The sequence below is a fragment of the Actinotignum vesiculae genome (genome assembly GCF_051267215.1).
Classification (GTDB): Bacteria; Actinomycetota; Actinomycetes; order Actinomycetales; family Actinomycetaceae; genus Actinotignum; species Actinotignum schaalii.
In genome coordinates, this window is record NZ_JBOZGG010000003.1 from 167,193 (window position 1) to 193,226 (window position 26,034).

Genomic DNA, 26,034 nt, shown 5'->3' on the forward strand with positions numbered 1-26,034 from the left:
AGCCGCTGCTAGTGAGCCGCTAGCGATTGACGGCCGGGCGGTCAGCGCCCGCCCCGGTCCAATCACCGGCGAGGAATACATCGCCGGCGCGGCCGAAGCCGAAGCTGGCCACCGCAACGCCCTCACCCACGTTCTCACGCAGGTGCCAGATGTTACCGCGGACCACGCCAATGCCGTCCACGCCGTCCCCGTTCCAGTCACCGGCGAGGAATACATCGCCGGGCCGGCCGTAGGAGGAGGTGGACTTCGCCTGGGTGTCCGCGAAGGACGCCTGGGCAAAAACGGTGTTGCCGCGGCGCACCGCGAGTTCATCGCGCCCGTCGTCATCCCAGTCACCGGCCACCATCTGGTCGCCGTGACGCCCGAAGGAAACCATGGCGGTGTGGTTACCACCGGCTAGGTCATCGCGTACGTACACCGTATTGCCACGGCGCACCCCGATGGTGTCCTTGCCGTCCCCGTTCCAGTCGCCGATAACGATCTCATCATCCGCGCGACCGAAGGAGAATTGCAGCTGGGCATTACCGGTGGCAGCATTGGTCAGCAGGAAAGTGTTGCCGCGGCGCACCCCGGGGGTGTCCACGCCATCGCCGTCCCAATCGCCCACGAAGATGGTTTCGCCAGCGCGACCGTAGCTAGTCACGCGGTCGGCGTTGCCGCCGGCCAGAATGGTGGAAGCGAAGAGCAGGTTGCCCTGCGGCGCCGCCGGCTTGCTCGGTTCTTCACTGGGCTTATCGCCCGGTTCGGTCCCCGGCGTGCTCGGCTCCGTCCCCGGCGCGGTAGGCTCCGTGCTCGGCTCCGTGCTGGGTTCCGTCCCCGGCACCGTCGGCTCCACGCTCGGCTCCGTACCCGGTTCTTCACCGCCGGGCTGCTCGCCACCCGGGGTTTCTCCGGCGCGCGCGGTCAGCCACTTGCTGGAGTCCAGCGGTTCGCCCACGAGGCGGACTTCGCCGATGCAGCCCTGGAAGCCGGATTCACGCACGCCGGCGTAGGAGCCCGCCCCGAGGACCCACGGCAGGCCCTGGGTGCCCACGCCCACGGTGCCCGGCGAATTACGCAGCACCGGTACCCCATCCACGTACATGGTGGTCATCTTGGTCTCCGGATCATTGACTACCGCGAGGTGGAGCCACTGATCACGCGAAACAATCTCACCGGACCAGGCCGAGGATTCGGCCGGGGTGGGCTTTTGGGAATCCACGAAGGAGAACTGGATTTCCGCCAGGTTCGACAGCGCCCACGCGAAGGGCGGTTCCTCGCCCTCGGTGTTGTTGTAGCCGGCAATATTCTGGCGCTGGCCATCGCGGGAAAGCCAGGCCATCCAGGCATTGTTCTTGTTATCGAACTTCGGGGAGATCTTGATGAAGGTTTCGAAGGTGAAACCGTTCTCGAAGGTCTCGTTATTGACGGCGGCATCGGCGGCGGTCACGAAGTTATTCCAGCGTGCGTTATCACGCCCGCCATTGGCGAAGCACACCGCACCGGCATTGGCCGAGAGCGGGTGGTGGTCACGGGTCCATACGACGTCGCCCTCTTCGGCTCCCTTGGAACCTGGCTGGTCCAGCGGGGCCCGGGTGAAGTTATCCCCACCCACGGCATCCACGATGGCTTCACCCACGGCAACCGGAGTGCCTTCGGCCTTATCCACCGGCATCTTCCAGTGGGCCACGGTGCTATCCACCTTCGGGTAGTCCTCCGCGCCGCTCGGGGCGGTGGGGGTCACCTGGGTCGGCGCATCGTAGCTGGCAAGCCACTCGCGCAGCTGCGGCGTTGTCAAAGAAGCCTTCGTATCAGCGATCACGAGGTTCGGGAAACGTTCGGCGAAGTTGAAGTCAAGCTCGAAAGTTTGGCCCGCACCGTTAAGAATCGCCTGGTCGTCGGGAACAAGGGTGTCCTTGGCCTTCGTCATGACCCAGGGCGAGAAGGAGGTCTGGTAGATCTTGTTACCCGGCAGGTCGAATTCCACCATGCCCATGTAGCCGTTTCCGCCCATGTAGGCCATCTGGTAATCCATGAGGACCTGGTAGACGGGGTGGCCGGCGTCGTTCGTGCGCGTCCAGGTGGTCGCGCCGTGATGGTGGCCGTTGAAGGTGAGGAACACCTGATCGTGGTTGCGGATGAGCTTATTCCACACCTTTTCACCGAACTCGGTGGCCAGCGGGGTCACGCCGTCGCCCTCCACGTTAATCAGCTGATGCGAATTAACAATCGTGGGGGTGGTGGGATGCGCGTCGAGCACATCGGATGCCCATTGCAGCGCGTCATCCTGGGCCTGCCAGGACAGGTTCATGACCAGGAAATCTTGGCCGTTGACCTTGAGGATGTGGTATTCGTGCGCTCCGGAAGGATCGCGTTCCACGAAGGTGGAGTTCTTGGCGGCGCGCTCGGCCCCGAACCATTCCTTGTAGGTGCCGTAGCCGACCGGGTCGGTATCCGAGGCATCGGCCCCGACGTCGTGATTACCGGCAAGAATCGAGTAGGGATGCCCCGCATCCTCGAGAATCTTCATGGCCTTATCGGCGATTTCCCACTGCTGGGGGTGGTTGTACTGATCCACGATATCGCCCAGGTGCATGGACATCTTAATGCCGTACTTCTCGGCATTCTGGGCGATCCAGGAGGTCTGGGCGGAGAAGGGTTCGCTGCCGTACATGGCACCGAATTGGTTACCGGTTTCTTCCGTGGCGTAGCGCGAGTAGAACTGGGTGTCCGGGATAACGCCGAGCGCGAAGTTCGACAGCGCGGTCTTTTCTTCCGCCCCGCCGGTCCCGTCCTCGCCGGTGCCTTCCTGCGGGGTACCCGCCAGCGGGTTACCTTCCGCGTCGAGGTACACGGTGAACTGCCCGGAAAGCAGCTCGCGGCGCTCCACCTTTTCCACCTCGTAGTTATTATCGAGGATCGGGAAGAGCGAGATAGGGGTCATGACCATTTCGGCGGCCGGCTTCACCCCGGAATCGAGGGCCGGGCCGGCGTAGGGGTTGATCTTAATATCGAGGTGCCCGTAGTGCTTCCCGCCCGAGATGAGCTTCTTCACGCCCGCCTCGTTGGTCTTCCACATTTCCGGTTCATTGGCCTGCGCCATCCACACGGAGTGGGAGTTAAAACGCAGCGGTTCGTAGGCACCGTTCTCCCCCGTCTTGACCATTTTTTCGCCGCGCAGGCCGTCGGAAGCTACCCCGACGTCCCAGTGGTACACGCCCACTCCGTCGCCGGCTTCGTCCACGTAGGATGCCTGGAACATTTCGTCATGGCCGGAGAAAACGGAGGCCACATTGTACTTTTCGAAGAGCGGCTGGAGGTGGCGCATGGGCACACCCGGCTGCTGATCGGGGAACTTGTGCCCCATCGGGGTGCCGTGTACACCGTTGGAGTAGGCCACATGGTGGTACTGCACGATAATGATCTGGCCCTTGGCGCGGGCATCAGCCAGCTGCTTTTCGAGCCAGCGGTACTGATCCGAGCCGGGCATAAAGCTGGGCTGGTCCACCGAATCGGGAGCCGCATCCGGACCCCACCAGCCGGCCGCCACGGACTTGGGGAAGTCCCGCGCGTATTCCTCGTACGGGAAAACGCCCTGGGTGTCGGTCCCGAGCTGAGCGGCGGTAATGCCTTCGTCGTTACCTTCGATCTTGGCTTCTTCCGGCATTGTCTTCGTGGTCTGGTCGGTGCCGTTAGTCGAATCGAGGCTGATGATCGTCACCGGGCCCATATCGGTGCGGTGGTAGGCATCGCGCGCATTCGCGTTATCCGAGCCGTTGGTATCAAATACCTGGTTGTAGGCGGCGCGCGCCCGCGCTACCGCCGTGCGATCATCCGGGCTGCCGTAGCCGTACACTTCGTGGTTGCCCAGCGAGGTGATCACCGGGATGGAATCAAGGAGCTGGCCCTTATCACCGGCGAAGTAGCGGAACCATTCATCCCAGTGGCTTTGCGAGGAGGCACGTTCGGCAATATCGCCGGGCAGCAGCACCAGGTCCGGCTTGGCGGCAGCAATGGCGGCGTTATTAATTTCCTGCGCCTTATCCTCAGTGAGCATGTAATTGACGGCGTACTTCCCGTTACGGGTGGAGCCACCGAATTTCTCATCCCAGGCCGAGCCCCTGCCCGGGCGCTCTTCGGAGCCCTCGGCCAGGTTGAGGGTCTGTTCCCATTCGCGGTAGGTCACGCGCCCGATGGGATCGGTTTCGGTATCGGAGAAGGCGATGATGTGAAGCGGATCGGTAATCCCGGCCTTCCCATCGGGGAGGGTACGGAGCGTGGCGGAATGCGCGTAGCCATCCACCGTGACCGTGTAGGTGTAGGTGGAGCTGGGCTGGAGCTCTTCCACGCGCTGGCTGTACTTGTAGGGATGATCGGCGCGAATCCAGGCACCCTGCGGTACGGACAGCGCCTTCCCGCGGCTGAGGGTACCCTGCTTGAGTTCGTAATCCTGGTAATCGTTCACCGGGTTCTGCACGCCGGCCACGGTGTAGGTGCGCCCTTCGGCGGGCAGGCCCGGGCCGCTAATGGTGAGAACGGCATTATGACCCAGTTCCGTAAACCAGTTAATCGTCATCTCGTGGGCACCGGGGCGCTGCAGGTAGGGCAGCACCCGGAAGCCGGGACGCGGATCCATGGGTTGAGTCACCCCGTCCACGACGACGGGATTCTCATTCGTAGAGGCGAGAGCCGGTGAATCGACTCCCGGGAGTACTGGCTCGGCCGCGGCTGGCACCGTGAATGCCACCCCGACCGGCACTAGCGTAGCGGCAGCTAGAGCCGCTACTGCTCGACGCACGTGTCGCATGAATATCCTTCGCTTTGAGCTAGTCGGGGCGCGGATTGGCCCGACTCGGAAACACGCGTTTCCATTGCTCAAACTATTGAATCCGCCTTAATGAGCCGTAAACGGGCTCTTAATTTAAGGAGCTTCACGTGAATATCACATTGTACGACGACGGCGCAGCTGCGCTGCGCGCATACGCGTGTGGGGTGGGAGGCTGAGCCTCCCACCCCACACGCCCGCCAGGTTAGCGGGCAGTTAGTGCATCCCGAATTAGCCGAGGAGCTCCTCAAGCTTCTTCACGAGGGTCTTGCGGGCCTTGCCGGCCTTCTCAGCTTCGAGCACGCGGGCCACTTCAGCGGCATCCGCGCCCTGGGCGTATTCCACGACCTCGTCCACCTTCTTGGCGGCCGGATCAAAAGCATCCGCATCCGCGGCCGGCGCATCCGCGCCGGAGTCCGCTGCGGGGGCTTCCTCCGCGGCAGCGGCAGCTTCAGCTGCCGGGGCCGCGGCGGCGTCGTCGCCCTGCACCGGAGCGGACTCAGCCGCGCCGTCCTCATCAACCGGGCCATCCCACACGGGGCGGGACGGGGCGGCGGAGAAGTCCGGGGTCAGTTCGCCTTCCGGCTTTTCGCCGACGACCTTGATGACATCCACCTCGTTGCCGTTGGTGTCCACAACCTTGGCCAGGCGCAGCGCGGAGATAAGCGCCTTGCCACGGCGCAGCTCGCCGCTGAAGGCACCGAGCTGTCCGGTCTGCGCGGCCGCGGAGATGAACTGGTTGGGGTCCATGCCGTAGGACTGGGCCTGCTGGACCAGGAAGTTGAAGAGTTCATCCTGGTTGGTCTCCACGCCGAACTTCTTGACCAGTTCGTCCAGGATGATCTGGTCGCGCAGGGAATCGCGGATTTCCCCGCGGATTTCCTTGGCGTGGTCATCGTCGGTGGCGCGGTTTTCGGATTCGAGGTGGCGTTCCACTTCGGCGTCGATCACGCGCTTGGGCAGCTGCACCTTGACATCCTCACGGAGCTTATCGAGGAGGAGGTTACGGGCGGCCATGACCTGGACCTGGGCGGCATCCGTGGCGGCCTTCTCCGCCAAGTCCGCGCGCAGTTCCTCAATGGTGTCAAATTCGGAGGCGAGCTGGGCGAAATCGTCGTCCGCTTCCGGAAGCTCGGATTCCTGCACCTTCTCCACCACGACGGTCACATCGGCCTGCTCCCCGGCGTGCTCCCCGCCCACGAGGGTGGAGGTGAAGCTGAGCTCATCGCCAGCGGAGGCGCCATTGACGGCCTCATCGAGGCCATCGAGCATATTGTCATCACCGATGCGGTAGGACACGCCCTCCACCGAATCAACTTCTTCGCCATTGATGCTGGCGGAGAGGTTAATGGTGACGTAATCGCGGCTGGCGGCGGCGCGCTCCACCGTCTTAAGGGTGGCGAAGCGTTCGCGCAGCTGCTCGAGGCGCTCATCCACGGCATCCGCATCAGCATTGGTCGCTTCCACTTCGAAGCTGTACTGCGCCGGATCCGGAATCACAATCGCCGGGCGCACGTCCACCGTGACGGTGAAGGCAAGCGGCTCGGTGGAGTTCTTCTCCATCGCTACGCCGGTCACGTCCACCGCGGGGCGGCCCATGGGCACGAGATCGTGTTCTTCCAGGACGTCCTGGTAGTAGCCGTCCAGGGAGTCGTTAATCGCCTGCTCCACAATCGCGGCGCGGCCAATCTGCGCTTCCAGAACGCGCGCGGGCACGTGGCCCCGGCGGAAGCCAGGGATCTGCACCTGGTTGCCGATGGTCTTCGCGGCCTTGTCAATTTCCGGCTTGAATTCCTCGAAAGGAACCTCAACGGTCAGCTTCACCTGGGTGGGATCGAGCTGTTCGTAGGAGCTTTCCAACTTTTTCTCCAGTCTAAAAATGGGGGTGATAACCCTTGCCGATAGGACGAATCCGTCCCCTTACTGCGCCGCGCCGGGCGCGGGCATACCCGCTAATTCTACGGCACGCACCCCGGGTGATGGGAGTTCTAGCGCCAAACTACGTGCTATATGTGAACGCACTCTCACCCGCGCGGGGGCTCGGGGGTCCGCCGCGCACAGCGTCCAGAAACATGCCGACGACGCAGCTGCCCGGCACCTCGAAGCGAGGTACCGGGCAGCTAAGATCACTGGCCTACCGGTGCGGCAGGCACGGCGGGGTCATCCCGCTCGGCGTGATCACGCGCGGGGTGATCGGGCTTAGAAGGCGGGAATAACCTCACCATTGGGCCAGGTATCGCGAATGTACTTGGCAACTTCGGGGCTGTGCAGCGCGGCATCCAACTTCTTTACGCCCTCAAGCTTCTCGCCGGTGGCCTTGGAGTTCCAGGCGAGGATATTGCCGTAGGGGTTATCGGTGGGATCTTCGGTGTAGATAGCATCCTTGGAGGGAACCAGGCCGTTTTGGAGGGCGAAGTTACCGTTGATGATCGCGATATCCACGTCCGGGAGGATCTTCGGAACCGAGGGGGCATCAGCTTCGCGGAAGGTGAGGTTCTTCGGGTTGTCCACCACATCGTAAATGGTGGGCGAAGCAACCTGCGGGTTGAGCTTGATGAGGTTGTTCTTCTGGAGCAGGTCGAGGGCGCGCGCCTGGTTGGACGGATCGTTGGTCACGCCCACCACGGCATTGTCCTTGAGCTCGCTGAGCTGCTTGATCTTCTTGGAGTAGATGCCGTAGGGCTCGATGTGGATGCCCGCGCCGTGGTCCAGGGTGTAGTTCTTTTCCTTGATTTCGTTCTCAAGGTAGGGCAGGTGCTGGAAGTAATTCGCGTCGATTTCCCCGGCGTTGAGCGCCACATTGGGCTGCACGTAATCGTTGTACTCGCGGATGTCCAGGGTGAAACCGGCGTCCTTGGCGAGGTTGTCATTGACGAATTCCAGGATCTGCTTATGCGGGGCCGGCGAGGCGCCGACAACGAGGCGCACCGCGCCGTCGTCGTTCTTCGCGGGAGCGGAGGAGGACGAATCGGAGCTACCGCAGCCGCTCAACGCGAGCGCGCTCACCGCAGCTACCAGGGCAATTTTCGAAAGCTTCTTCATGGTTGTATATTCCTCTATTTTTCACAATGTTGGTGGTGATGACGGATCGCTGTACACCGTTATGCTGACAGCGCTGGTCCGGGTGCTTCCCGGTGGTGCGTGACCCGGCCGGCGGTTCCTTAGCGGTGATCCACCAGCCGGCTGAGCATGTCACCCAGCGCCTGGATAACCATGACGAGGAGCACCAGCACGATCACCACGATCGTGAGCACATCCGGGCGGTTATTGTAGTACCCGGCGTTTTGGGCCATGGCGCCCAGGCCGCCGCCGCCCACGGCGCCCGCCATCGCCGAGTAGCCGACGAGGGTGACCGCGAGGATCGTGACGGATTGGACGAGGGCCGGCAGCGCTTCGCGCATGAGCACCCCGAACATAATGCGGGTGCGGGAGGCTCCCATCATGAGGACGGCTTCCACTTTGCCGCGCTCAACGCCCATGAGATTGGATTCCACCAGGCGCGCGAAGTAGAAGGCCGCGGAGATCGTGAGCGGAACGGTGAAGCCTTGCCAGGCGCTGCCCGTTCCGGCGATTGCACGCGAAAAGCCGATAAGGATAAAGACGAAGATAATGAAGGGGATGGCGCGGCCCACATTGACGATAAAACCGAGGGTTTTATTGAGGAGCGGCGAGGGAAGCAGTCCCCCGCGGCCGGTTGCCACCAGGATCATCCCGAGGATCAGGCCAAGCGCCGAGGCGATGACGGTGGAGATCCCCACCATGGCCAGCGTTTCGAAGGTGGCGCGGGCCAGCCCGTCCTTGATTTCCGGGGCGTCGAACCAGGTGCCGCGCTCGAGCGGGAGGGTGGCCGCGGCGGATCTGACCGGTGCGGAGAAGGCCGGGCTGAAGAGCCCCGCGGCGGATACCGCCGGCGAGAATACGCTAAGAATGGTCATGCTGCCCGCACCTCCGCGGTGATTCCGGCCTCGTTCATCGCGGTGAGAACGGTATCCACCTGCGCGTCATCAACCACGAGGGCCAGGCGCGCGATCTGGATCGCACCGATAGATTCAAAAACACCCGCGCCAATATCGCAGCCGAGCCGCGCGGCCAGGCTGAGGGCCTGGGAGCCGGCGGTTTCGCCGGGACGGGCAGTAAAGGCAATATCGATAATGGAGCCGGAAACATTGGTTGTTTCAATATCCGGGGCGGGCACCAGGCGGCGCGCCAGGGGCGAACTCACGTCCGCGAGCACGCTTTCGATGGTGCCGCCGGCGGTAATCCGGCCCGATTCGAGGAGGGTGACCGAATCGCAGATCCGGCGCACTACGTCCATTTCGTGGGTAATAATAACGACGGTCACCCCGTAGGCATCGCGTACCTCGCGCAGCAGCTCGAGGATTTGCAAGGTGGTATCCGCGTCCAGCGCGGAGGTGGGCTCATCGCAGAGCAGCACCGAAGGTGTGGTGGCCAGGGCGCGCGCAATGGCTACGCGCTGGCGCTGCCCGCCCGAAAGCTGGGATGGATACGAATCGCCCCGATCAGCAAGGCCGACGACGCCCAGCAGCTCGCGCACCCGTTCGGCGATCTTCGCGGATTTTTCCCCGGCGATCTGGAGGGGGTGGGCGATATTTTCCGCGGCGGTACGTGCCTCAAGCAGGTTGCCGCCCTGGAAGACCATCCCGATGGTGCGCCGGGCCGCGCGTAATTTCGAGGCTGGCAGCGCGTTGAGATCTTCGCCGTTAATACGAATGGAGCCGCTGGTGGGTTTTTCCAAGGCGGTGAGGCAGCGGATGAGGGTGGATTTACCGGCACCCGATTCACCGACGATGCCGTGGATTTCCCCGGTGGGGATGGTGAGGGAGATGCCGCGCAGCGCCGCCACGGATTCCGCTCCGCGGCGCGGGTAGATTTTCTCCACCTCGGCTAGTTCGATCATCTCGTATCCCCTGACGTTTCCCTTAGTGCGCAGCGGGGATGCTGCGCACAGTCAATCATCGTAGGTCTTTTTGCCGGGGACAACAACGCGGTGGCTCACTCATGAGATACGCCACGGCCGCTTTAGGCGGCCCAAACAGCGCTATCCCCTCGGTTTTCCCCGGAATTTTGGCGCTTTCCCCGCCGGCGCTGCCGGTCGAGCTTTTGCGCAAATGTTTTTCCAGAGTCCCCCGAGGGGATAGCTGGCAGGTCTCTGACCTGCTGTTTTAGGTGCTTAGGAACCGGGCGCGGCCGCGGGCCAATCGCTAGGCTCGCGGCCGCTTCCGGCGCTACTTTCGTGACCGCTTAGCCGCGGTACTTCCGGCGCAGCGCGAAGCCGCCCAGAATGAGAGCGGCTGCTCCCGCGATCCCGGTTGCTGCCGCGGCGCCCGTATGCGCGAGCTTGGCCGCGGGGCGCTTCACCTTCACCGTCGGAGCCTTCTGCTCCGGCGCGGGCTTCGGGTCAGCAGGAGCGCCCGGGCCAGCCGGAGCGCCCGGGCCAGCCGGTTCGCTCGGTGTGCCGGGTGTTCCAGGCTGCTGCGGCGTGCTTGGTTCACTGGGCGTGCCGGGCGTTCCAGGCGTGCCCGGCTCACCCGGCGTTCCGGGCTCCGGCTCGGGGCCCGCCGGCGGGTCCGGGTTTACCGGCGGCTCGGGCACGGGGCACGCCCGGGCGGAAATATCGAAGCTCCACTCGGTCTGAGCTCCCGCGGCGAAGGTGTAGCGCTGCAGATCCTTGAGCTGCGCCGTCACGGTGACGCTGCCATCCGCCTCCACCCGGGTGTACTCCACGAAAGCGGATTCCGGAATGCTCACCGTGGCCGGAGTCCCGCAGCTATCTGCCGGAACCAGGGTGGGAGCAATCGGGGTGACCGCGGGCTTCTCCAGCGGAGTGGCCGTGCAGGAGGTTGAGGTGAGATCCAGGGTCCAGGTGGCCGTGCGATGCTCCTGATCAACCGTGTAGTTCGCTCCGGCACCCGGCGTAGCAATGAGGTAACCGGGCTCTGCCGTCGCGGTCACGGTGGCCGTGGTACCGGCAATCTCCGGTTCACCGTAGGTCACGCCCTCAACATTCTCCGGCAGAGTTACCTTGGCCGGTGCCACGGTTCCGCTCTCATCGCAGGGCTGCGGGGCGGTCACCGGAGCCGCCGGCACAATAATCGTGCCGTAGACCGGGGTCAAGGTCAGATCCTCGGCCGGCATGGCGAACTTCAGGGCGCTATCGGCCGGATTTGCCTGCGCATTCTGCCCGAGGGCCTCCTTGCTCAGCTGCTCCGCGGGAGTGGCCAATTCAGATACCGTCCACCAGGCGAAGGGTAAATTCTTCTCCCCCGCCGGAATGCTCGGCTGCGCGCTCGTGCTCACCTGGGCTTGCGGCGCGGTGAAAATATGCTGGCGCGCGGTGCCTTCCGGATAGTGCTGCGAGCCGGGCTCAACAACCTGGCCGGTCACGGTGCCGCTTTGCGCCGTGGTGCCAATCTGCGCCACGTAACCCTGGCCAATCGTCCAGTTCCCGGTGCGCTGCCCCTTGTGATTGACCACGAAGCGGGTGCGGGTAGTGGAGGACACGGGGCTGGTACCAGCCGGGCCGGCCACCTTATTCCGGTCGAGGTTCTCATCCACCGTGAATGCACCGCTAGCAAATTCGGCCAGGGCAAAGGTGCCGGGCTTGGTCACGCCAATCCGTTCCCCAAATTCGGTATTCGGACAGCTGAGGTAGGCACCGTAGCCCCCCTCCGTTTGGGCGGTCACATTCCCCGTACCCAGGAAGCGGCAGGTGCCTTGGCCCGCCGTGAAAATCGCGGGGGCATCCTTGGCCCCGTTCATCTTGATGAGGCTCTCACCGGTGCTCGCGAAGGTCACCCCGGTAGCGCCGACAACTCCCCCAGCAACATTCGCTGAGGAAGCGGCCACCGTGAGGGTGGCTGCGCCGTCGGCCTTCACCTGCGCCGCACCGTACACCCCGTACCCTTGCGATTGCGAGGAGGAGGTGACGCTCAGCGCGGAGGTGCCCCCAACGTTGAGGTCTCCCGCGCTGTACACGCCGAAGCTGGACTGCCCCTGCGCCGTTGCCTGCGCCGTGACCTTCGCGTTCGTGATGCTCAAAACGTCGCCGGTGTTATCGGTGTCGCCGCCGCCGGCCTGCATAATCGCCGTTGCCGTGGAGGCGTTGGAGCTGGCTTCCGCCGTGACCGTGGCGCCCTGGGTGCCGTCAATGGTGAGGTTCTTCCAGGCGTTGATGCCGGTTGCCAAACCGGTTTCGTTGGTGACGCGAGCGGTGACCTGAACATTGCCGCCGATACTGAGGTCCGCGGTGCTGCGGATCGCAGTGCTCATCGCGGTATTTTTATCCCCGCTCCCGCACTTCTCGCAGGTAATATCCCTGCCCACGGCGGTGAGCTTGCCTTGGCCCACAATTTCAATCGGTGCGCCGGAGGAGTCGAGGCCAATCGAGCCGCCCTTGAGCCAGGTCACGTTCGGATCGCTGTCCTCCAGGTTCACCGGGTATTTATTGATGGTGTTCGTGGCATCGAAGGTGGCATCGCCGTCAAAATCGAGGACGTATTTATACAGGCCATCCTGGTTACCGGCGAAATAGAGGGCGTTCGCGGTGTAGCCACCCTCGCTCGCGGTAAAAACGTTCGTGCCGCTGAACTTGACCGTCACATCGGAAGCGATCTTGCCCGTGTCCACGGACACGCCGCGCTTGTAGGAGTTCGCGGCATCCTGCACATAATTATTGAACCATAGGGTTTTTGTGGCGGCGTTCCACGAAATCTTGTTATCGCCGGTCACGAAGGACTGATCCAGGCAATACGTCACGCTATTGGTGTAGTAACTATCCTGGGCCGGGTAGGTTTTCCCATCATCCGGCTTGGCGGTGCGGAGGGTGCGGCCCGTGCAGCTATTGCTGGTCGCGCCCACCACCACCGAGGTCACATCGGCCACCGCATTGGCGGGCACAAAGCCCGCGGGCAGCTCGCTCGCCGGCGCGGGCGCCGGCGCGGGAGCTGCCACAGCGGAGGTGACAGCCCCTATTCCAGAACCTAAAAGTACTAACGCAGCTCCGACTGCGACAGATTTTCTCAACATAATGATCCCAACGACATAGGTGCAATCATTATTAAAGGATACCTATAGATTGAAAATAATATCGTGAAAGTGGGACATTTCCCTAGTTAGGCAAGGCGATGCACCAAGAAAAGGGGGAATAATATGCGGGGAATTTCGAGAAATATTCGCCTTCTGACCAGCGAAAATACAGAGCGAGTGAGGAGAATCGAACTCCCATCATCAGCTTGGAAGGCTGAGGTTTTACCACTAAACTACACTCGCGCAGAGCCGCTTTCGCGAACACTACCCGAAGAGAATACCACCCCACCACCGAGAGTTCCACTCCATTTAGCAAGCCGGCAGCATGGGCAGCGCCGGCCAGAATCTATTACACTAGGCACGTTGCCTAGGCCGCGCCGCAAGGCCGGCAAGCCGGGAGCATCCAGTTTCCGACACGTGGCAACGCACACACAACCAGTACGGGACGTGGCGCAGTTTGGTAGCGCACCCGCTTTGGGAGCGGGGGGTCGCGGGTTCAAGTCCCGCCGTCCCGACCGTACACTCTTTCGTTTATTACAGCCTCCTTTATTTTATTAACGACGACGCCGCCAGCTGGCAGCGCGCGATTTCCACAAGGCCGGCCCTCAGCGGGACGTATGTCCTTAAATAACGAGACACGCCCTCGGCACCCACGTCAACCCATTTCGCCCATCACACCACCCACTTTCCCGCATGCTTTCATGCATTTCTTGTAAATCCCCCGGGTGATCAAAGTTACACAACGCGCCGCCACATACTCTTCCCATAGGCCATACGTCCCATTAGATTAGAAGGGTGGCGCCAGTCACGGCACCGCATTCACCAGAGCGACTCAATGAGGAGAAAACTATGAAGGCTCTTGTCTACGGAGGTCCGGGTATTAAGGAATGGAAAGAAGTTCCTGACCCGCAAATCCAGCAACCCACCGACGTCATCGTCAAGATGGAAGCAACCACGATCTGCGGTACCGACCTCCACATCCTCAAGGGTGACACCCCGGAAGTGCAGCCCGGGCGCATTCTGGGCCACGAAGGAATTGGCCGCATCACCGAAGTTGGCTCGAACGTGACGAACCTCAAGGTCGGCGACCGCGTGATTCTCTCCTGCGTGAGCTCCTGCGGGCATTGCTCCTACTGCCGTGAAGGCATGTACGCCCACTGCATGGATCCCGAAGGTATGCCGGGCGTCGGCTGGATCTTCGGCTACATGATTGACGGCACCCAGGCCGAATACGTGCGTGTGCCCTTCGCGGAAAATTCCGTGTACAAGATTCCGGAAGGCGTGAGCGATGCGGAAGGTATCCTCCTCTCCGATATCCTCCCCACCGGTTTCGAAATCGGGGTGCAGAACGGCAAGGTCAAGCCGGGCGACGTCGTCGCGGTGGTCGGTTCGGGCCCCGTGGGCCTGGCCGCGGTGATGACGGCGCGCCTGTACGGGCCGGCCAAGGTCATCGCCATCGACCTGGATGATAAGCGCCTGGATCGCGCCCGTGATTTCGGCGCCACCCACACGGTCAATAACAGCTCCGCCGATTGGAAGGAGCAGGTCATGGCCCTCACCGATGGTTTGGGTGTCGACGTCGCCATCGAGGCCGTGGGTGTTCCCGCCACCTTCGATACCTGCCTCCAGATCGTGCGCCCGGGTGGCCACGTGGCCAATGTGGGCGTGCACGGCAAGCCGGTTGATCTGCCTATCGACAAGCTGTGGATCTCCAATATCAATATTTCTATGGGCCTGGTGTCCACCAATACCCTGGAAATGCTGCTCAAGTTGGTGGCCGCCAAGAAGCTGCCCGCCGATAAGTTCGTCACCCACGAATTCGCCTTCGAGGACATTATGGAAGCCTATGAGGCTTTCGCCCACGCCGCGGATACCAATGCCCTCAAGGTCCTCATCCACTAAAGGAACCTGTCCACTCCAACCAGATCTGTCCTCGGGCTCCTAGCAGCCTTCCCTCGTTTAGTAACCCGAGGACGCATCCCCTACGGCCGGGCGCTCCCGTAAGCGCCCGGCCGTAGGTTTGCTAGGGCGCCCGAGGAGTTTCTCCGCCCCGCTGAGGAGCGCGAGGCCGGCCAGGTCATTGGGCTGGTAGGGAATGGAAAGCAGCCCGCCATCCAGGGCGCGGTCGGTCAGGAAACTGGTAGAAGCCGCGGTGGCTTCGGGATGGTGCAGGTCCCAGACCAGCAGGCCCGCGAGGAGGGCCGCGGCGGTATCGGCGGCAAGGGGCGGGTATCCTAGCCGCTCCAATCCGGCATATCCGGCGCGTAGCGGCTGGGAAATGAGGACCGATTCGGTGCGGGCCATCGGTGCGATGGTGTAGGAAATATCCCGCCCGGCTTCCCGCTCCACGGTGGCGCGCCACCGCCCGATGCGTTTAGCTGCCGCGTAATTGGGGCCCTGGATATCTTGGAGCAGATTGACGACGCCGCCCTGCCGGGCAGGCCGCGCCCCGGACAGCTTCGCCCAGCTGCGGATCGCCGCTCGGGAAAGCAGCCCACCGGGGAGTTCAGCGGTGCCAGCCGCTGCGGCGTCGTTCCCCGCAACCGGGTAGGCATCCGTGGGGGAACCGTACCAGGCGAAGGCGGCCGCGTTTTCTTCGCCCACCATGCGCAGCACGGCATCCGCTCCCGCTTCCACCAGCACGAACTTATATCCGGGCGCGTAGAGAGTATCCACCACCACGAGGTCGCCGGGCAGGGAGAGGAGCCAGCCGGCCACCGCGTCCGGGGCGGCGGTCACATCACCGAAACCGGAGGGCGCAATATGCAGATCCCCGGCAGCTTCCAGAGCCCGGGCACGGAGGGTGCGCATACGGCGCGACTCGCTGCGCCCCACTCCCGCCACTCGCGCGCCGGTGGCCAGCAGCGTGGGCGCGGGCGAGAGCTCCGCCCCGGCGCCGAGCACCGCCACGGTGCGCCCTTCCAGGCGCATCATCTCCGGGTTGTGCACCACCTCGGTAAGCGCCTCCAGCACCCTCGGCTGCACTCGCCCGTTTTCTTCCCAGAGCGCGAGGTGATCCAGGAGCTCCGTGCCGCTCAGGTACACGTAGTCCCCGCGGGCATCCTGGCGGGTTGCCCCGCGCCGGTGCTCCGGAATCTCCCGGCCCCGGAAGGGCACGGTGAAGGGGCACGGCACCGTGGTGCCCCGCAGGATTTCGCCCCGTGGTGCCCCGCCGCGCGGGCGCAGTTCGGCGAGCGGCGTGCCGTCATGCAAGGTGAGGGTGCTGTGTACGAAGTCCAGGCCGGCGCGCGCCGCCTCCACGCCGTGGGCCGGATCGTCAATCCGGGTGAGCTGCGCGTAGGGCTCGCGGTAGGTGCGGCGCCAGGGAATAGCCTCCTCGAGGGATGCGGCGAGCGCGGCGTCACCTTCCGCGAAGACTTCCACCATGCCCCGCGAGACCGCGGTGCTGGAGGGTTTCCCCTCGCGGATGGGGAGCACGATGCCGGCTTGCGCCTCGCGTAATTCCGAACTGGTGTAGCGCAGGTGGACGAGGTCGCGCCCGGTGCGTTCTTCCACTACGGCGACGGCGCCTTCCTCCCCCACGGCGCGCAGCACTACTTTTTGGGGCAGCACCACCGGCGCCCGGAAGCTGACCTCCCCGCTGCCCGGTGCGTCCCCGCGCAGGCCCAGCTGGCCGCAAGCCCAGGCGTCGGTGGCGGCACCGTGGAGCACCGCCCCGCTAAAACCGAAGAGGCGCGCGGTGGCGCCCGAGAGGTGAATCGGGTTGATGTCTCCGGTCAGGCGGGCCCAATGGCGGGCGTCCTTGGCGGTGAAGCGCCGTTCGGCCACGGCGTAGGGGGTGGCGTAGCGCAGATGTCCGGCCTCATCCACCCCGAATTCGGCACGGAAGTCAAGAGCGGCGCCGGGTGCGGACGGCGCGTCAGGGACCGATGGAATGGGGGCCGAGGACGGAGCGGGTGGCGAGGACGGTGCGGACGGTGCACCGTCCCCCGGCTGGGCACCGCGCTCGGGTTGCGGTTCTTCCCCGGAGAGGTGCACGGAGCTCCCGGAGCTGCCGCGGTCCAGGTAACGGGCGATTTCTCGGTAACATACTGCGCCGTCGTACAAAATATCCGCCGCGACGCGTAGCGCCGTGCCTTTATCATCACGCTCGAAACTGGCAACCCAAGCCCGCACCGTGAGCGGGCGGCCGAAGGGGACGGGGCTGAGAATCTCCCACCGTAAGTCGGTGATCACGGCACCGGTGGCGACCAGGGGCAGGCGGGAGTCGGCAAGAATATCGAGGGTGGGGCCCAGGCATAGCTGGTGCAGCAGGGCAGCCGGTGCGTGCCCGCCCACTCCCCCGCCGGCGAAACGGGCGATGCCTTCCCCCACGGCGCGCTCGGCGACCGCGTGGACTTTCACCCGCGGCAGCTCGTCAGCCTGAGGAACGGCGCGGCGGCTGAGTTTTTGGCGGGCCGCGGCGGCGAGGATGGCGGCGTAGCGACGGGTTTGCATGGGGACCCCTTTCGTCGGTGTCCCTTCCATTCTAGGAAATGAGCTGCCCGCTGCCGCCAGCAACTACCCCGCAAGATAAAAAATACCCTCGTGAGGAATCCTCACGAGGGTAAGCAAGCTTGAGCTTCCCGCGGACTTAGTCCGAGAGCAGACCCTTCTTGTAAGCCTTGGCCAGCTTGCGCGGGATGCGCACTTCGCGGCCCCGCACGCGGACGGTCTGGAGCTCGGTAAGCTCGGCCTTCCACTGGGAGCGACGAGAGCGGGTGTTGCTGCGGGACATCTTGCGCTTAGGTACTGCCATGTCAACCGCTCCTCTCTACTTTCCGGGCCGCCCTGCGCAGCCGCTACGAATCTTCGTGAATATCCGCGCCGGAACCGGCACTTCAATAACACACAGCGAATGAGTCTACCTCATCACCTCCCCGCCGCGCCAGACGGCGCGTGTGAGATATCAAGCATCGCAGCGCCCCGTGCGAGGGGATGGTGCGGCACGGTGCGCGCGGGCGTGGATACGGCGCCATACGGTGGGAACGGTGCCACATGGCGGGCGGGCGCGCCATCACCGCCGCCCCGCGCCCCGTGCGCGCACCGGTGATGAGAGAATACCGATATGTCGGATGTGCTATTAGAGGCCGGGGCGCGCTACGAAACCGAACTTGAGATCAAGCGTTCGCGTTTTATCACGGTGCTGGCGCGGGTTGCCACCGAGGCGGAGGCGCGCGCCGTAATCGACGGTGAAAAGCGGCGCTTTCCCGATGCCCGCCACCATTGCAGCGCCTACGTGGTCTCCGTTCCCGGTAGCGCTCCAATCCACCGTTCTTCTGATGACGGCGAACCCTCCGGCACCGCAGGGCGCCCCATGCTCGATACTCTCCTCGGCGCGGACATCACCGATATTGTCGCGGTGGTGACCCGATATTTCGGGGGAACCCTGCTGGGAACCGGTGGCCTGGTGCGGGCATATTCAGATTCCGTAACCCAAGCGCTCGGCCAGGCCCGCATGGTGGAACGGCGAGTCGTGCCCCGTTACCGGGCTTTCCTCCCACATTCCGATGCCGGCAAGTACATTGCCACCCTCTCCGGCGCCGGCTTCACCCCGGAGATGGACTACCGCGACCACGGTGTTGAACTGCATATTTCTACGGAGCGCGGCGCGGCCCTGGCCGCTATGATGGCAGAGTTATCCGCGGGGAATGTCGGCGTCGAACAAATTGAGGATGCGATTATCGAGGTCCCCTTACCTGGATAAACATGACGACTCGTCTATAGCGCGTTAAAATAAACAAAAACGGCCACATCGTGCTGCGCCGTATCGACACACATCAACCCCTGAATACGGTGATGCCATGAGAAGCCCCCTGCGGTCACACAAGAAGACCGGCCCTAAACCGACCTTTACTGCCGATGAAGCAATCGATGCAGTTTTCGAGATCGGTTTAGATCGGTTCACGCTCGGCCAGGTTGCCGAGAAGCTCGGTGTGGCTACATCCGCTCTCTATCGCCTTTTCAAAAGCCGCGAAGACCTCATGGAAGCATGTTTGGCGCGTGTTTCGAGCGAATATCCCCCACCCGAAGGGGATAGCGCGGATGCCCTGCTGCGTGATTATGCGAATAAAGTGTGGGAGCTCATGGATACCCACCCGGGGCTTGATCTGCTTTTCGTGCAGTTCTCCGCCACCTCGCGTTTTATCGCCCCGCACCTCAATGCCCTTATTAATGCGCTCGAAGATATCGCCGGCTGGGATGTGGAAATCGGGCTGCTGGCGGTGGATCCCGTTACCAATATCATTATGGCCACCCACGCCGCGGCCGCGTCATTCAATAACGTCAAAGATGATGCCGATATCGCCCAGCCCACCCGCGGAAATATTGTGCTGTTCTCCCGCCTGAAATGGCGCGACCGGGCCAACCTCGATACCAAACTCGATTTTCTCATTCCGGCTTTCGCCGCGGAGGCCGAACGGCGCGCGCAGGAATCGGGCAGCACCACGCGCGGTTAGCGCACCATCCGCGCACCGTGCCCCCGCTTCGGTTCCCGCAAAGGCGCTCCGCCGCGCCAAGAACGCGCCACTAGCGCGGGCATTTGCCCAGCTCTATCCACATCTCGAGCCACGGCGCACCGCGCGCACTCCAGAAAATACTATGGAGCGGCGGGAACAATATGGCTCGCAGCGGCGTTAGCGTACCCGAGGAGGAAAATATGACCATTTTCAACGACGCTACTGAACTAGTGGGGCACACGCCCCTCGTCCGTATCAATAAGCTCGCGGAGGGAAGCTCCGCGGAAGTCCTCGCCAAGCTTGAGTTTTACAATCCCGCCAACTCGGTGAAAGACCGGGTGGCGGTGGCTATTATCGACGCCGCTGAAAAGGCCGGTGCGCTGCGCCCCGGTGGCACCATTGTGGAGGGCACCTCCGGGAATACCGGGATCGGCCTGGCCTGGGTAGGTGCCGCGCGCGGCTACAAGGTTATTTTGACGATGCCGGCGTCCATGTCGGTGGAACGGCGCATGCTGCTGCGCGCTTTCGGGGCCCGCCTGGAGCTCACCGACCCGAAGGAAGGCATGCGCGGCGCCGTGGCGCGCGCCGAGGAAATCGTGGCGACTACCGAGAACGCGATTCTGGCCAGCCAGTTCACGAACGTCGCCAACCCAGCGATCCACGAAAAGACCACGGGTGAGGAAATCTGGGCGGATACCGAAGGCAAGGTGGATTACTTCGTTGCCGGTATCGGCACCGGGGGCACCATTACCGGTGCGGGGCGCGCGCTGCGCCGCCACAACCCGGACGTGAAAATTATCGCGGTGGAGCCCGCCGAATCCCCGCTGCTCTCCGAAGGGCGGGCCGGTTCGCACGGCATCCAGGGTATCGGCGCGAATTTCGTGCCTGAGGTGCTTGACACCAAGCTCTACAACGAAGTCATCCCGGTTCCCACCGCGAAGGCTCTTGAGGTGGCCCGCGCGGCTGCTACCTCAGAGGGCTTGCTGCTGGGCATTTCCGGAGGCGCTGCGCTCCAGGCCGCCCTCGAGGTGGCGGGGCGCGAGGAAGCCGCCGGCAAGCGCATCGTCGTGATCATCCCCGATTTTGGGGAGCGTTACGCTTCCACTCCCCTTTTCGATCCCTACCGCGACTAGTGGGAGGTACCGATACGACGGCGCAGGCCAACCTGGCGCGGGGCTATACGCCCACGGCGCGGGCGGCCGGCTAGAGTAGGTCCTATGGGTTTATCTCGAGCACTCCGGCTCATGCGGGAAGATATTGATACGGCGCGCCGGCGCGATCCGGCGGCGCGTTCCCGCCTGGAAGTGGTACTGGCTTACTCCGGCGTGCATGCCGTGTGGGGGCACCGGGTGGCACACGCGATGTGGGAGGCGACGCCGCGGCTGCGGCTACCGGCGCGCCTCCTCTCCCAAGCCACCCGGTTGCTCACCGGGGTGGAAATCCACCCCGGCGCCCACATTGGCCGCCGTTTCTTCATTGACCACGGCATGGGTGTGGTGATCGGGGAAACCGCGGAGATCGGCGATGATTGCATGATCTACCACGGGGTGACCCTGGGCGGGTCATCAGCCGAACCGGTCAAACGCCATCCCACCTTGGGAAACGGCGTCATGGTGGGGGCAGGCGCAAAAATACTAGGCCCTGTCCACATTGGGGACGGTTCCCAGGTGGGCGCGAACGCCGTCGTCGTTCATGATGTGCCGGCGGAAGCGACCGCGGTGGGAATCCCCGCGCGGGTACGCACCCCGGCCCATCACGAACCACTCATCGATCCGGCGATATATATTTAGGCCGCTTTAGGCGCCCTCATACCGCTTTAGGCGCCTTCGTACCGCGCGATCTGGTCGATACGGCGCTGGTGGCGCTCGTCTTCACTGAAGGGCGTCTCCAGGAAAAGCTTGACCAGGTTCCAGGCTTCTTCCTGGGTGTGCTGGCGCGCGCCGATGGAAATGACGTTGGCGTTATTGTGTTCGCGCCCGAGCTTGGCCGTATCTTCATTCCAGGCGAGGATGGCGCGCACCCCGCGCACCTTATTCGCGGAAATCTGCTCGCCGTTCCCGGAGCCACCCAGCACGATGCCCAGCGACCCGGCATCGTCCACAACGCCCTGCCCGCAGGCAATGCACGGGGCGGGGTAATCATCGAGCGCGTCGTAGGTTTTCGCGCCGTGGTCAACAACTTCGTAGCCACTCGCTTCGAGCTTCTCCACCAGGAATTCCTTGAGTTCGAAACCGGCATGATCTGTTCCAATATGTACTCGCATGCAGCAATCCTATCCTATTGTGCCGCTTGTCACTTTTACTTTGAGGATGGTGCGGCGACGGCGCCCACGGGGCCAAGGGTGCATACGGCGCCCACGGTGCGCCGCGACGGTGCGGTGGCGCGGGCCGGCGCCAGTAGCGCGGGCCCGGCGGGAACGGGAAGCTGCGCCCGTGGCGATGCGCTATTTAAAGTGTCGTAGGCGTCCACTACCCTGGACACATGACTGATACTGCTTTGCATGCTGTGCTTTCGGGCGCTGATACTTCGGTGCGCCCCCAGGATGATCTTTTCCGTGCCGTCAACGGCACCTGGTTGCGTGAGAAGGAAATTCCGGCCGATCAGGTGTCGGTGGGTTCCTTTATTGATCTGCGCGATGAAGCTGAGCTCCACGTGCGTGAGCTCATCGAAAAGGCCGCTGATGCAGCGGGCGCTACTCCTTCGGAAACGGCCGCGGATTCCGCGCCGGGTGTTCCGGCGGAATCGCTGGCGAAGGTCGTAGCCCTCTACCGTTCCTTTATTGATACCGCTGCGATTAATGAGAAGGGCACCGCTCCCCTCGCCGCTGATCTTGACCCGGTGGCTAGTGCGAAAACAAAGGAAGATCTGGCCCGCGTGATCGGCGCGCTCATGCGCACCGGGGTGGATAGCTTCTTCGGGGTTGGCGTGTCCCCCAGCCTGGCCAATCCCAATGTGAACGAATTTTCCATCGGCCAGTCCGGCCTGGGCTTGCCCGATGAAGCCTATTACCGCGAAGCACAATTCGCTCCGATGCTGGATGCTTACCGGGATTTTGTGCCGCAACTAGCCCAGCTGGCTTTTGATGAAGCAGCCACCCAGCCCAGCCCCGCCATCACGGCCGCAGCCACGCGCGTTATCGATGTGGAAACGAAACTCGCCGCCGCGCATATGAGCCGCACGGATGCCCGGGATATGGATAAGGTCAATAACCCGATGCCTTTCGCGGATTTCGTGGCTTCGGCCCCGCAATTCCCCTGGGCTACCGCGCTGCGCGCTATCGGTTATGACCCCGATCAGCTCGGCACCATTATTGTGACCACCCCGCAGGCGCTCCAGGCTGCCGCGCAGCTGTGGGAAGAAACCCCGCTGGAAACCTTGCAGGAATACACCCGCTGGCGCATTCTGCTGGCGCGTGCCTCCTACCTGCCCGAAGTGATCGACGCAAAGAATTTCGATTTCTACGGCAAGGTGCTCGCCGGCACCACCCAGCAGCGCGATCGCTGGAAGCGCGCGGTGCAGCTGGTCAACGGCGTGCTCGGCGAAGCTGTGGGTCAGCTTTACGTGGCCTCCTACTTCCCGCCCGAACACAAAGCCACCATGGATCAGCTGGTCGCGGATCTCCTGGATGCCTACCGGCTTTCTATCCGGGGCCTTGACTGGATGAGTGACGCCACCAAGGAGCGCGCCCTGGCCAAGCTGGATACTTTCGCGCCGAAGATCGGCTACCCCGACAAGTGGAAGGATTATTCCTCCATGCAGATCGGCACGGATCTGCTGGCCAATATTCGCGCCGCCTGCGAATTTGAGGTGGAGGAAAATATCGCCAAGCTCGGCAAGGAAGTTGATCGCAGCGAATGGCATATGAATCCGCAAACGGTCAATGCCTACTACAACCCGCAGTGGAATGAGATTGTATTCCCCGCCGCTATTTTGCAATGGCCGTTCTTCGAGCAGGATCGCGATGCAGCCTTCAATTACGGCGGTATCGGCGCGGTGATCGGCCACGAAATCGGGCACGGTTTCGATGACCAGGGCTCGAAGTTCGATGCGGACGGCTCCCTCAACAACTGGTGGACGGATGAGGACCGCGCCGAATTTGAGAAGCGCACCGCGGCTCTAATCGCGCAATTCAATTCCTATATTCCGGCCCAGTTGAACGGGGATGAGGCCTTCCACGTCAACGGTGAGCTCACCCAGGGTGAAAACATCGGGGATTTGGGCGGCTTGTCCATCGCGCTCAAGGCTTATGAGATTCACCTGGAACGCGAGGGCCTCACTCTGGAAAGCGCCCCCGTGATTGACGGCTACACCGGCGCCCAGCGTGTCTTCCTGTCCTTCGCCAAGATCTGGCAGGGCAAGAACCGTGACGAATGGGCGCGCCAGCTCATCGCCATCGACCCGCATTCCCCGTCCGAATTCCGGTGCAACGGCACGGTGAAAAATATCGACGCCTTCGCGCAGGCTTTTGGCCTGGAAGAAGGCGACGGCCTCTACCTCGCCCCGGAAGAACGCGTGCGTATTTGGTAAAAGCGCTCTTCCTGCGCACGGCATATTGCGTGCGCGATACCGCGCATACGCACCATTCCATATGCGCGGCCGAAGTAGCGTGCAGGGCATCGCACGGTGCCGAAATAGCACGACGACGGCGCTAACGCGCGCCTAGTTGCCACGGCGTTACGGCGGCGGAGTGCCGGACTGACCAGGCCACCTATCCATGACATCTGTCATGAAGAATTGGTGATGCATGGCAGTTCCGGCGCCCCGCCGCCCATTTTTACACTGATGGCATGAACACAAGACCAGCGGCCAACTCGGCCCACCCGGCCCGGCCGGAACAAGCGACGCCCCCAGCCCGCACCGCACAGCCGGCCGCCGCAATGCAGCCAGCCGGCACCACAAAGCCAGCCGTTTCCGCCCGCGCCCTCAGCCGTTCTTTCGGGAACGTACGCGCCGTCGATAATATCGACCTCCGAATCGACACCGGCGAGATCGTGGCGCTCCTCGGCCCCAACGGCGCCGGGAAAACCACGCTCCTCGATATGGTCCTCGGCTTCACCAAACCCATCCGCGGCACCCTGGAAGTTTTCGGCCAGACTCCCGGCTCCCCGGCCCTCACCGGGCACATCGGCGCCATGCTGCAGACCGGTGGAATGCTCCGTGATCTCACCGCCGCGGAAACCCTTCACTTCCTCGCCGACTGCCTCCCCTTCCACCTACCGGTGAGCGACGTTATTGAACGCGCCGGCATGAGCGACTTCGCCTCCCGGAAAATCGCCAAATGCTCTGGCGGGCAAATCCAGCGCATCCGCTTCGGTGCCGCCCTGCTATCCGACCCGGAGCTACTCATCCTCGACGAGCCCACCGCGGGGCTGGATGCCACGGCACGCCGTGACTTCTGGGAGCATACTCGGGCTGACGCCGCCCGCGGACGCACCATTATTTTCGCCACCCACTACCTCCAGGAGGCCCAGGACCTCGCCGAGCGGGTCATCCTCATGAATAACGGGCGCATCGTAGCTGACGGGAGCGTCGCGGAGATTACCGCACAGCAACGCCACCACCTCACCGTCATCTGGAATCCGCAGGCCACCGTCACTCCGGAAGAGCTGGCCCGGCGCACCGGCGCCGACACGGTGGAACGAGACGGTGACCTGGTGCGTTTCACCGTGGCTGATTCCGATCGGCTTGCCGCCGTCATTCTTGGCGAAGGGCTCGGCTCCCATCTCCAGATCTCCGCCGCCAGCCTCGAAGATGCGTTCTTCAGCCTCACAGCCTCCCCGCACCCCGATTCGCCCGCCACCGCGACACCCGAAGGAGCCCTCTCATGACCACCCTCATAGCCAGCCCGGCCGCGCCCCGTTCCCGCACCAGTATCTTCTTCTCCTATATCCGCCACGAACTCTGGCGAAATCTGCGGATGGTGGACTCCCTTATCTTTCTTATCGCCCTCCCCCTCGTGATCTTCGCGGTTTTCGGAGTGGCCTCACCGGGAACGGACAAGCACATTCCCGGCGGCACCATCGCCGCCTACGTCATGGTGAGCTTGGCCCTCTACGGGGCAGCCACCGCCGCGACGTCCATGGCGGGCGCCGCCGCCGTGGAACATGACAGCGGCTGGGGCCGCCACCTGTCCCTGACCGGCATGCGCCGCGGAGACTACCTGGCGGGCAAAATTATCGTCAGCCTCCTCATTGCCTGCCTCCCCATCGGCGCGACCTTCCTCCTCGGAATTCTGACCACCGCGCAATTTGATACCCCCGGAATCTGGCTCGCGAGCGCCGGGCTGTGCCTGGTGGGCGTCTTCCCCTTCGCTTTCTTCGGCCTCGCCGTTGCCCTGGCGCTCCGCAGCGAAACCGCGGTGTCCATTGCCTCCGGTGTGGTGGTGCTCCTCGCTTTCCTCGGTAATCTCTTCATGCCGCTGAGCGGAGCCATGATGGAGCTGGCCCGGTACACGCCCTTCTACGGGGCGGGCGTGCTGGCGCACTGGCCTCAGAACGGGGACGTGATTATTACCGGTGCTTTCGCCACTCCGGGTATGCCGGAGGCCCTTCCCACCGAATCCTTCGCCTGGGCAATCGGGAACGTGGCGGTGTGGACGCTTATCTTCGCGGTGCTGGCGCTCCTGGCCCTGCGCCGTTCCACGGTGCGGCGCTAGCGTACGGCGCTAAGGTACCGCAACGTGCGAGCACATCAGCAGGCACGAGCGGCGGCCGCGGAGGAACTTCG

At 63.5% G+C, this 26,034-nt stretch carries 17 protein-coding genes and 2 tRNA genes; 9 read left to right on the plus strand and 10 right to left on the minus strand.

All coding sequences use genetic code 11. From position 1 onward, the window contains the following. Positions 1 to 19: 19 nt before the first annotated feature. From ACRQHG_RS03040 to ACRQHG_RS03070, 7 genes are all read right to left on the minus strand, one after another. Complete coding sequence (locus tag ACRQHG_RS03040; protein WP_435719469.1) at positions 20 to 4,786, minus strand: metallophosphoesterase; 4,767 nt, start codon at positions 4,784 to 4,786, stop codon at positions 20 to 22. Between the two features lie 249 nt (positions 4,787 to 5,035). Next, on the minus strand, positions 5,036 to 6,664 hold the full coding sequence (gene tig, locus ACRQHG_RS03045) for a trigger factor (RefSeq protein WP_435719470.1): 1,629 nt from the start codon (positions 6,662 to 6,664) through the stop codon (positions 5,036 to 5,038). 339 nt (positions 6,665 to 7,003) lie between these two features. Continuing rightward, on the minus strand, positions 7,004 to 7,846 hold the full coding sequence (locus ACRQHG_RS03050) for a MetQ/NlpA family ABC transporter substrate-binding protein (RefSeq protein ID WP_087071032.1): 843 nt from the start codon (positions 7,844 to 7,846) through the stop codon (positions 7,004 to 7,006). A gap of 119 nt (positions 7,847 to 7,965) precedes the next feature. Beyond that, entirely contained in the window at positions 7,966 to 8,739 is a 774-nt protein-coding gene (locus ACRQHG_RS03055; RefSeq protein WP_435719471.1) for a methionine ABC transporter permease, read from the minus strand. Continuing rightward, a complete protein-coding gene (locus ACRQHG_RS03060) occupies positions 8,736 to 9,722 on the minus strand; it encodes a methionine ABC transporter ATP-binding protein (RefSeq protein WP_435719472.1) in 987 nt (328 codons plus the stop codon). Before ACRQHG_RS03060 ends, ACRQHG_RS03055 begins: the two co-directional genes overlap by 4 nt. A 344-nt stretch (positions 9,723 to 10,066) precedes the next feature. Further along, the gene (locus ACRQHG_RS03065; protein WP_435719473.1) at positions 10,067 to 12,775 is read right to left on the minus strand and encodes a hypothetical protein; all 2,709 of its coding nucleotides are present in this window, start codon (positions 12,773 to 12,775) and stop codon (positions 10,067 to 10,069) included. A gap of 247 nt (positions 12,776 to 13,022) precedes the next feature. Further along, positions 13,023 to 13,093: transfer RNA gene (locus tag ACRQHG_RS03070), tRNA-Gly, on the minus strand. A 198-nt stretch (positions 13,094 to 13,291) separates the two neighbouring features. Here ACRQHG_RS03070 and ACRQHG_RS03075 point away from each other — a divergent pair. After that, a tRNA-Pro gene (locus ACRQHG_RS03075) sits at positions 13,292 to 13,365 on the plus strand. Between the two features lie 334 nt (positions 13,366 to 13,699). After that, positions 13,700 to 14,752, plus strand: coding sequence for a zinc-dependent alcohol dehydrogenase family protein (locus ACRQHG_RS03080; RefSeq protein ID WP_026428489.1), 1,053 nt, complete (start codon positions 13,700 to 13,702; stop codon positions 14,750 to 14,752). A 57-nt stretch (positions 14,753 to 14,809) separates the two neighbouring features. On the opposite strand, the gene ACRQHG_RS03085 is transcribed toward ACRQHG_RS03080, so the two are convergent. Together ACRQHG_RS03085 and rpmF are read right to left on the minus strand one after the other, a co-directional pair. Beyond that, entirely contained in the window at positions 14,810 to 17,308 is a 2,499-nt protein-coding gene (locus ACRQHG_RS03085; RefSeq protein ID WP_435719474.1) for a MaoC family dehydratase, read from the minus strand. Between the two features lie 136 nt (positions 17,309 to 17,444). Then, positions 17,445 to 17,609 (minus strand): 50S ribosomal protein L32, encoded by a 165-nt coding sequence (gene rpmF / locus ACRQHG_RS03090; RefSeq protein ID WP_016442420.1) that lies wholly within the window; start codon positions 17,607 to 17,609, stop codon positions 17,445 to 17,447. A gap of 309 nt (positions 17,610 to 17,918) precedes the next feature. Between rpmF and ACRQHG_RS03095 the strand changes: the two genes are divergently transcribed. The 4 genes from ACRQHG_RS03095 to epsC all read left to right on the plus strand — a co-directional run bounded on the left by ACRQHG_RS03095 (position 17,919) and on the right by epsC (position 21,098). Further along, on the plus strand, positions 17,919 to 18,557 hold the full coding sequence (locus ACRQHG_RS03095) for an IMPACT family protein (RefSeq protein WP_435719475.1): 639 nt from the start codon (positions 17,919 to 17,921) through the stop codon (positions 18,555 to 18,557). Positions 18,558 to 18,654: 97 nt separating this feature from the next. Next, a complete protein-coding gene (locus tag ACRQHG_RS03100) occupies positions 18,655 to 19,308 on the plus strand; it encodes a TetR/AcrR family transcriptional regulator (RefSeq protein WP_435719476.1) in 654 nt (217 codons plus the stop codon). A gap of 200 nt (positions 19,309 to 19,508) precedes the next feature. Further along, positions 19,509 to 20,441, plus strand: a complete 933-nt coding sequence (cysK, locus tag ACRQHG_RS03105) for a cysteine synthase A (protein WP_435710826.1) — start codon at positions 19,509 to 19,511, stop codon at positions 20,439 to 20,441. Positions 20,442 to 20,525: 84 nt separating this feature from the next. Continuing rightward, the gene (gene epsC / locus ACRQHG_RS03110; RefSeq protein WP_087071041.1) at positions 20,526 to 21,098 is read left to right on the plus strand and encodes a serine O-acetyltransferase EpsC; all 573 of its coding nucleotides are present in this window, start codon (positions 20,526 to 20,528) and stop codon (positions 21,096 to 21,098) included. Between the two features lie 26 nt (positions 21,099 to 21,124). Here epsC and ACRQHG_RS03115 read toward each other — a convergent pair whose 3' ends face one another. Then, complete coding sequence (locus ACRQHG_RS03115; RefSeq protein WP_284883669.1) at positions 21,125 to 21,571, minus strand: ribose-5-phosphate isomerase; 447 nt, start codon at positions 21,569 to 21,571, stop codon at positions 21,125 to 21,127. Between the two features lie 218 nt (positions 21,572 to 21,789). On the opposite strand from ACRQHG_RS03115, the gene ACRQHG_RS03120 reads away from it, so the two are divergent. The 3 genes from ACRQHG_RS03120 to ACRQHG_RS03130 all read left to right on the plus strand — a co-directional run bounded on the left by ACRQHG_RS03120 (position 21,790) and on the right by ACRQHG_RS03130 (position 25,963). Further along, positions 21,790 to 23,835, plus strand: a complete 2,046-nt coding sequence (locus tag ACRQHG_RS03120; RefSeq protein ID WP_435710825.1) for a M13 family metallopeptidase — start codon at positions 21,790 to 21,792, stop codon at positions 23,833 to 23,835. A 260-nt stretch (positions 23,836 to 24,095) separates the two neighbouring features. Beyond that, complete coding sequence (locus ACRQHG_RS03125; protein ID WP_435710823.1) at positions 24,096 to 25,136, plus strand: ABC transporter ATP-binding protein; 1,041 nt, start codon at positions 24,096 to 24,098, stop codon at positions 25,134 to 25,136. Then, complete coding sequence (locus ACRQHG_RS03130; protein ID WP_435710821.1) at positions 25,133 to 25,963, plus strand: ABC transporter permease; 831 nt, start codon at positions 25,133 to 25,135, stop codon at positions 25,961 to 25,963. Before ACRQHG_RS03125 ends, ACRQHG_RS03130 begins: the two co-directional genes overlap by 4 nt. Positions 25,964 to 26,034 lie beyond the last annotated feature (71 nt).

Excerpts from the sequence above, each read along its gene's own strand:
- ACRQHG_RS03040 (WP_435719469.1), bottom strand. The coding sequence starts at position 4,786 with ATGCGACACGTGCGTCGAGCAGTAGCGGCTCTAGCTGCCGCTACGCTA.
- ACRQHG_RS03050 (WP_087071032.1), bottom strand. The coding sequence starts at position 7,846 with ATGAAGAAGCTTTCGAAAATTGCCCTGGTAGCTGCGGTGAGCGCGCTC.
- ACRQHG_RS03055 (WP_435719471.1), bottom strand. The coding sequence starts at position 8,739 with ATGACCATTCTTAGCGTATTCTCGCCGGCGGTATCCGCCGCGGGGCTC.
- ACRQHG_RS03060 (WP_435719472.1), bottom strand. The coding sequence starts at position 9,722 with ATGATCGAACTAGCCGAGGTGGAGAAAATCTACCCGCGCCGCGGAGCG.
- ACRQHG_RS03080 (WP_026428489.1), top strand. The coding sequence starts at position 13,700 with ATGAAGGCTCTTGTCTACGGAGGTCCGGGTATTAAGGAATGGAAAGAA.
- ACRQHG_RS03085 (WP_435719474.1), bottom strand. The coding sequence starts at position 17,308 with ATGCAAACCCGTCGCTACGCCGCCATCCTCGCCGCCGCGGCCCGCCAA.
- rpmF (WP_016442420.1), bottom strand. The coding sequence starts at position 17,609 with ATGGCAGTACCTAAGCGCAAGATGTCCCGCAGCAACACCCGCTCTCGT.
- ACRQHG_RS03095 (WP_435719475.1), top strand. The coding sequence starts at position 17,919 with ATGTCGGATGTGCTATTAGAGGCCGGGGCGCGCTACGAAACCGAACTT.
- ACRQHG_RS03100 (WP_435719476.1), top strand. The coding sequence starts at position 18,655 with ATGAGAAGCCCCCTGCGGTCACACAAGAAGACCGGCCCTAAACCGACC.
- cysK (WP_435710826.1), top strand. The coding sequence starts at position 19,509 with ATGACCATTTTCAACGACGCTACTGAACTAGTGGGGCACACGCCCCTC.
- epsC (WP_087071041.1), top strand. The coding sequence starts at position 20,526 with ATGGGTTTATCTCGAGCACTCCGGCTCATGCGGGAAGATATTGATACG.
- ACRQHG_RS03115 (WP_284883669.1), bottom strand. The coding sequence starts at position 21,571 with ATGCGAGTACATATTGGAACAGATCATGCCGGTTTCGAACTCAAGGAA.
- ACRQHG_RS03120 (WP_435710825.1), top strand. The coding sequence starts at position 21,790 with ATGACTGATACTGCTTTGCATGCTGTGCTTTCGGGCGCTGATACTTCG.
- ACRQHG_RS03125 (WP_435710823.1), top strand. The coding sequence starts at position 24,096 with ATGAACACAAGACCAGCGGCCAACTCGGCCCACCCGGCCCGGCCGGAA.
- ACRQHG_RS03130 (WP_435710821.1), top strand. The coding sequence starts at position 25,133 with ATGACCACCCTCATAGCCAGCCCGGCCGCGCCCCGTTCCCGCACCAGT.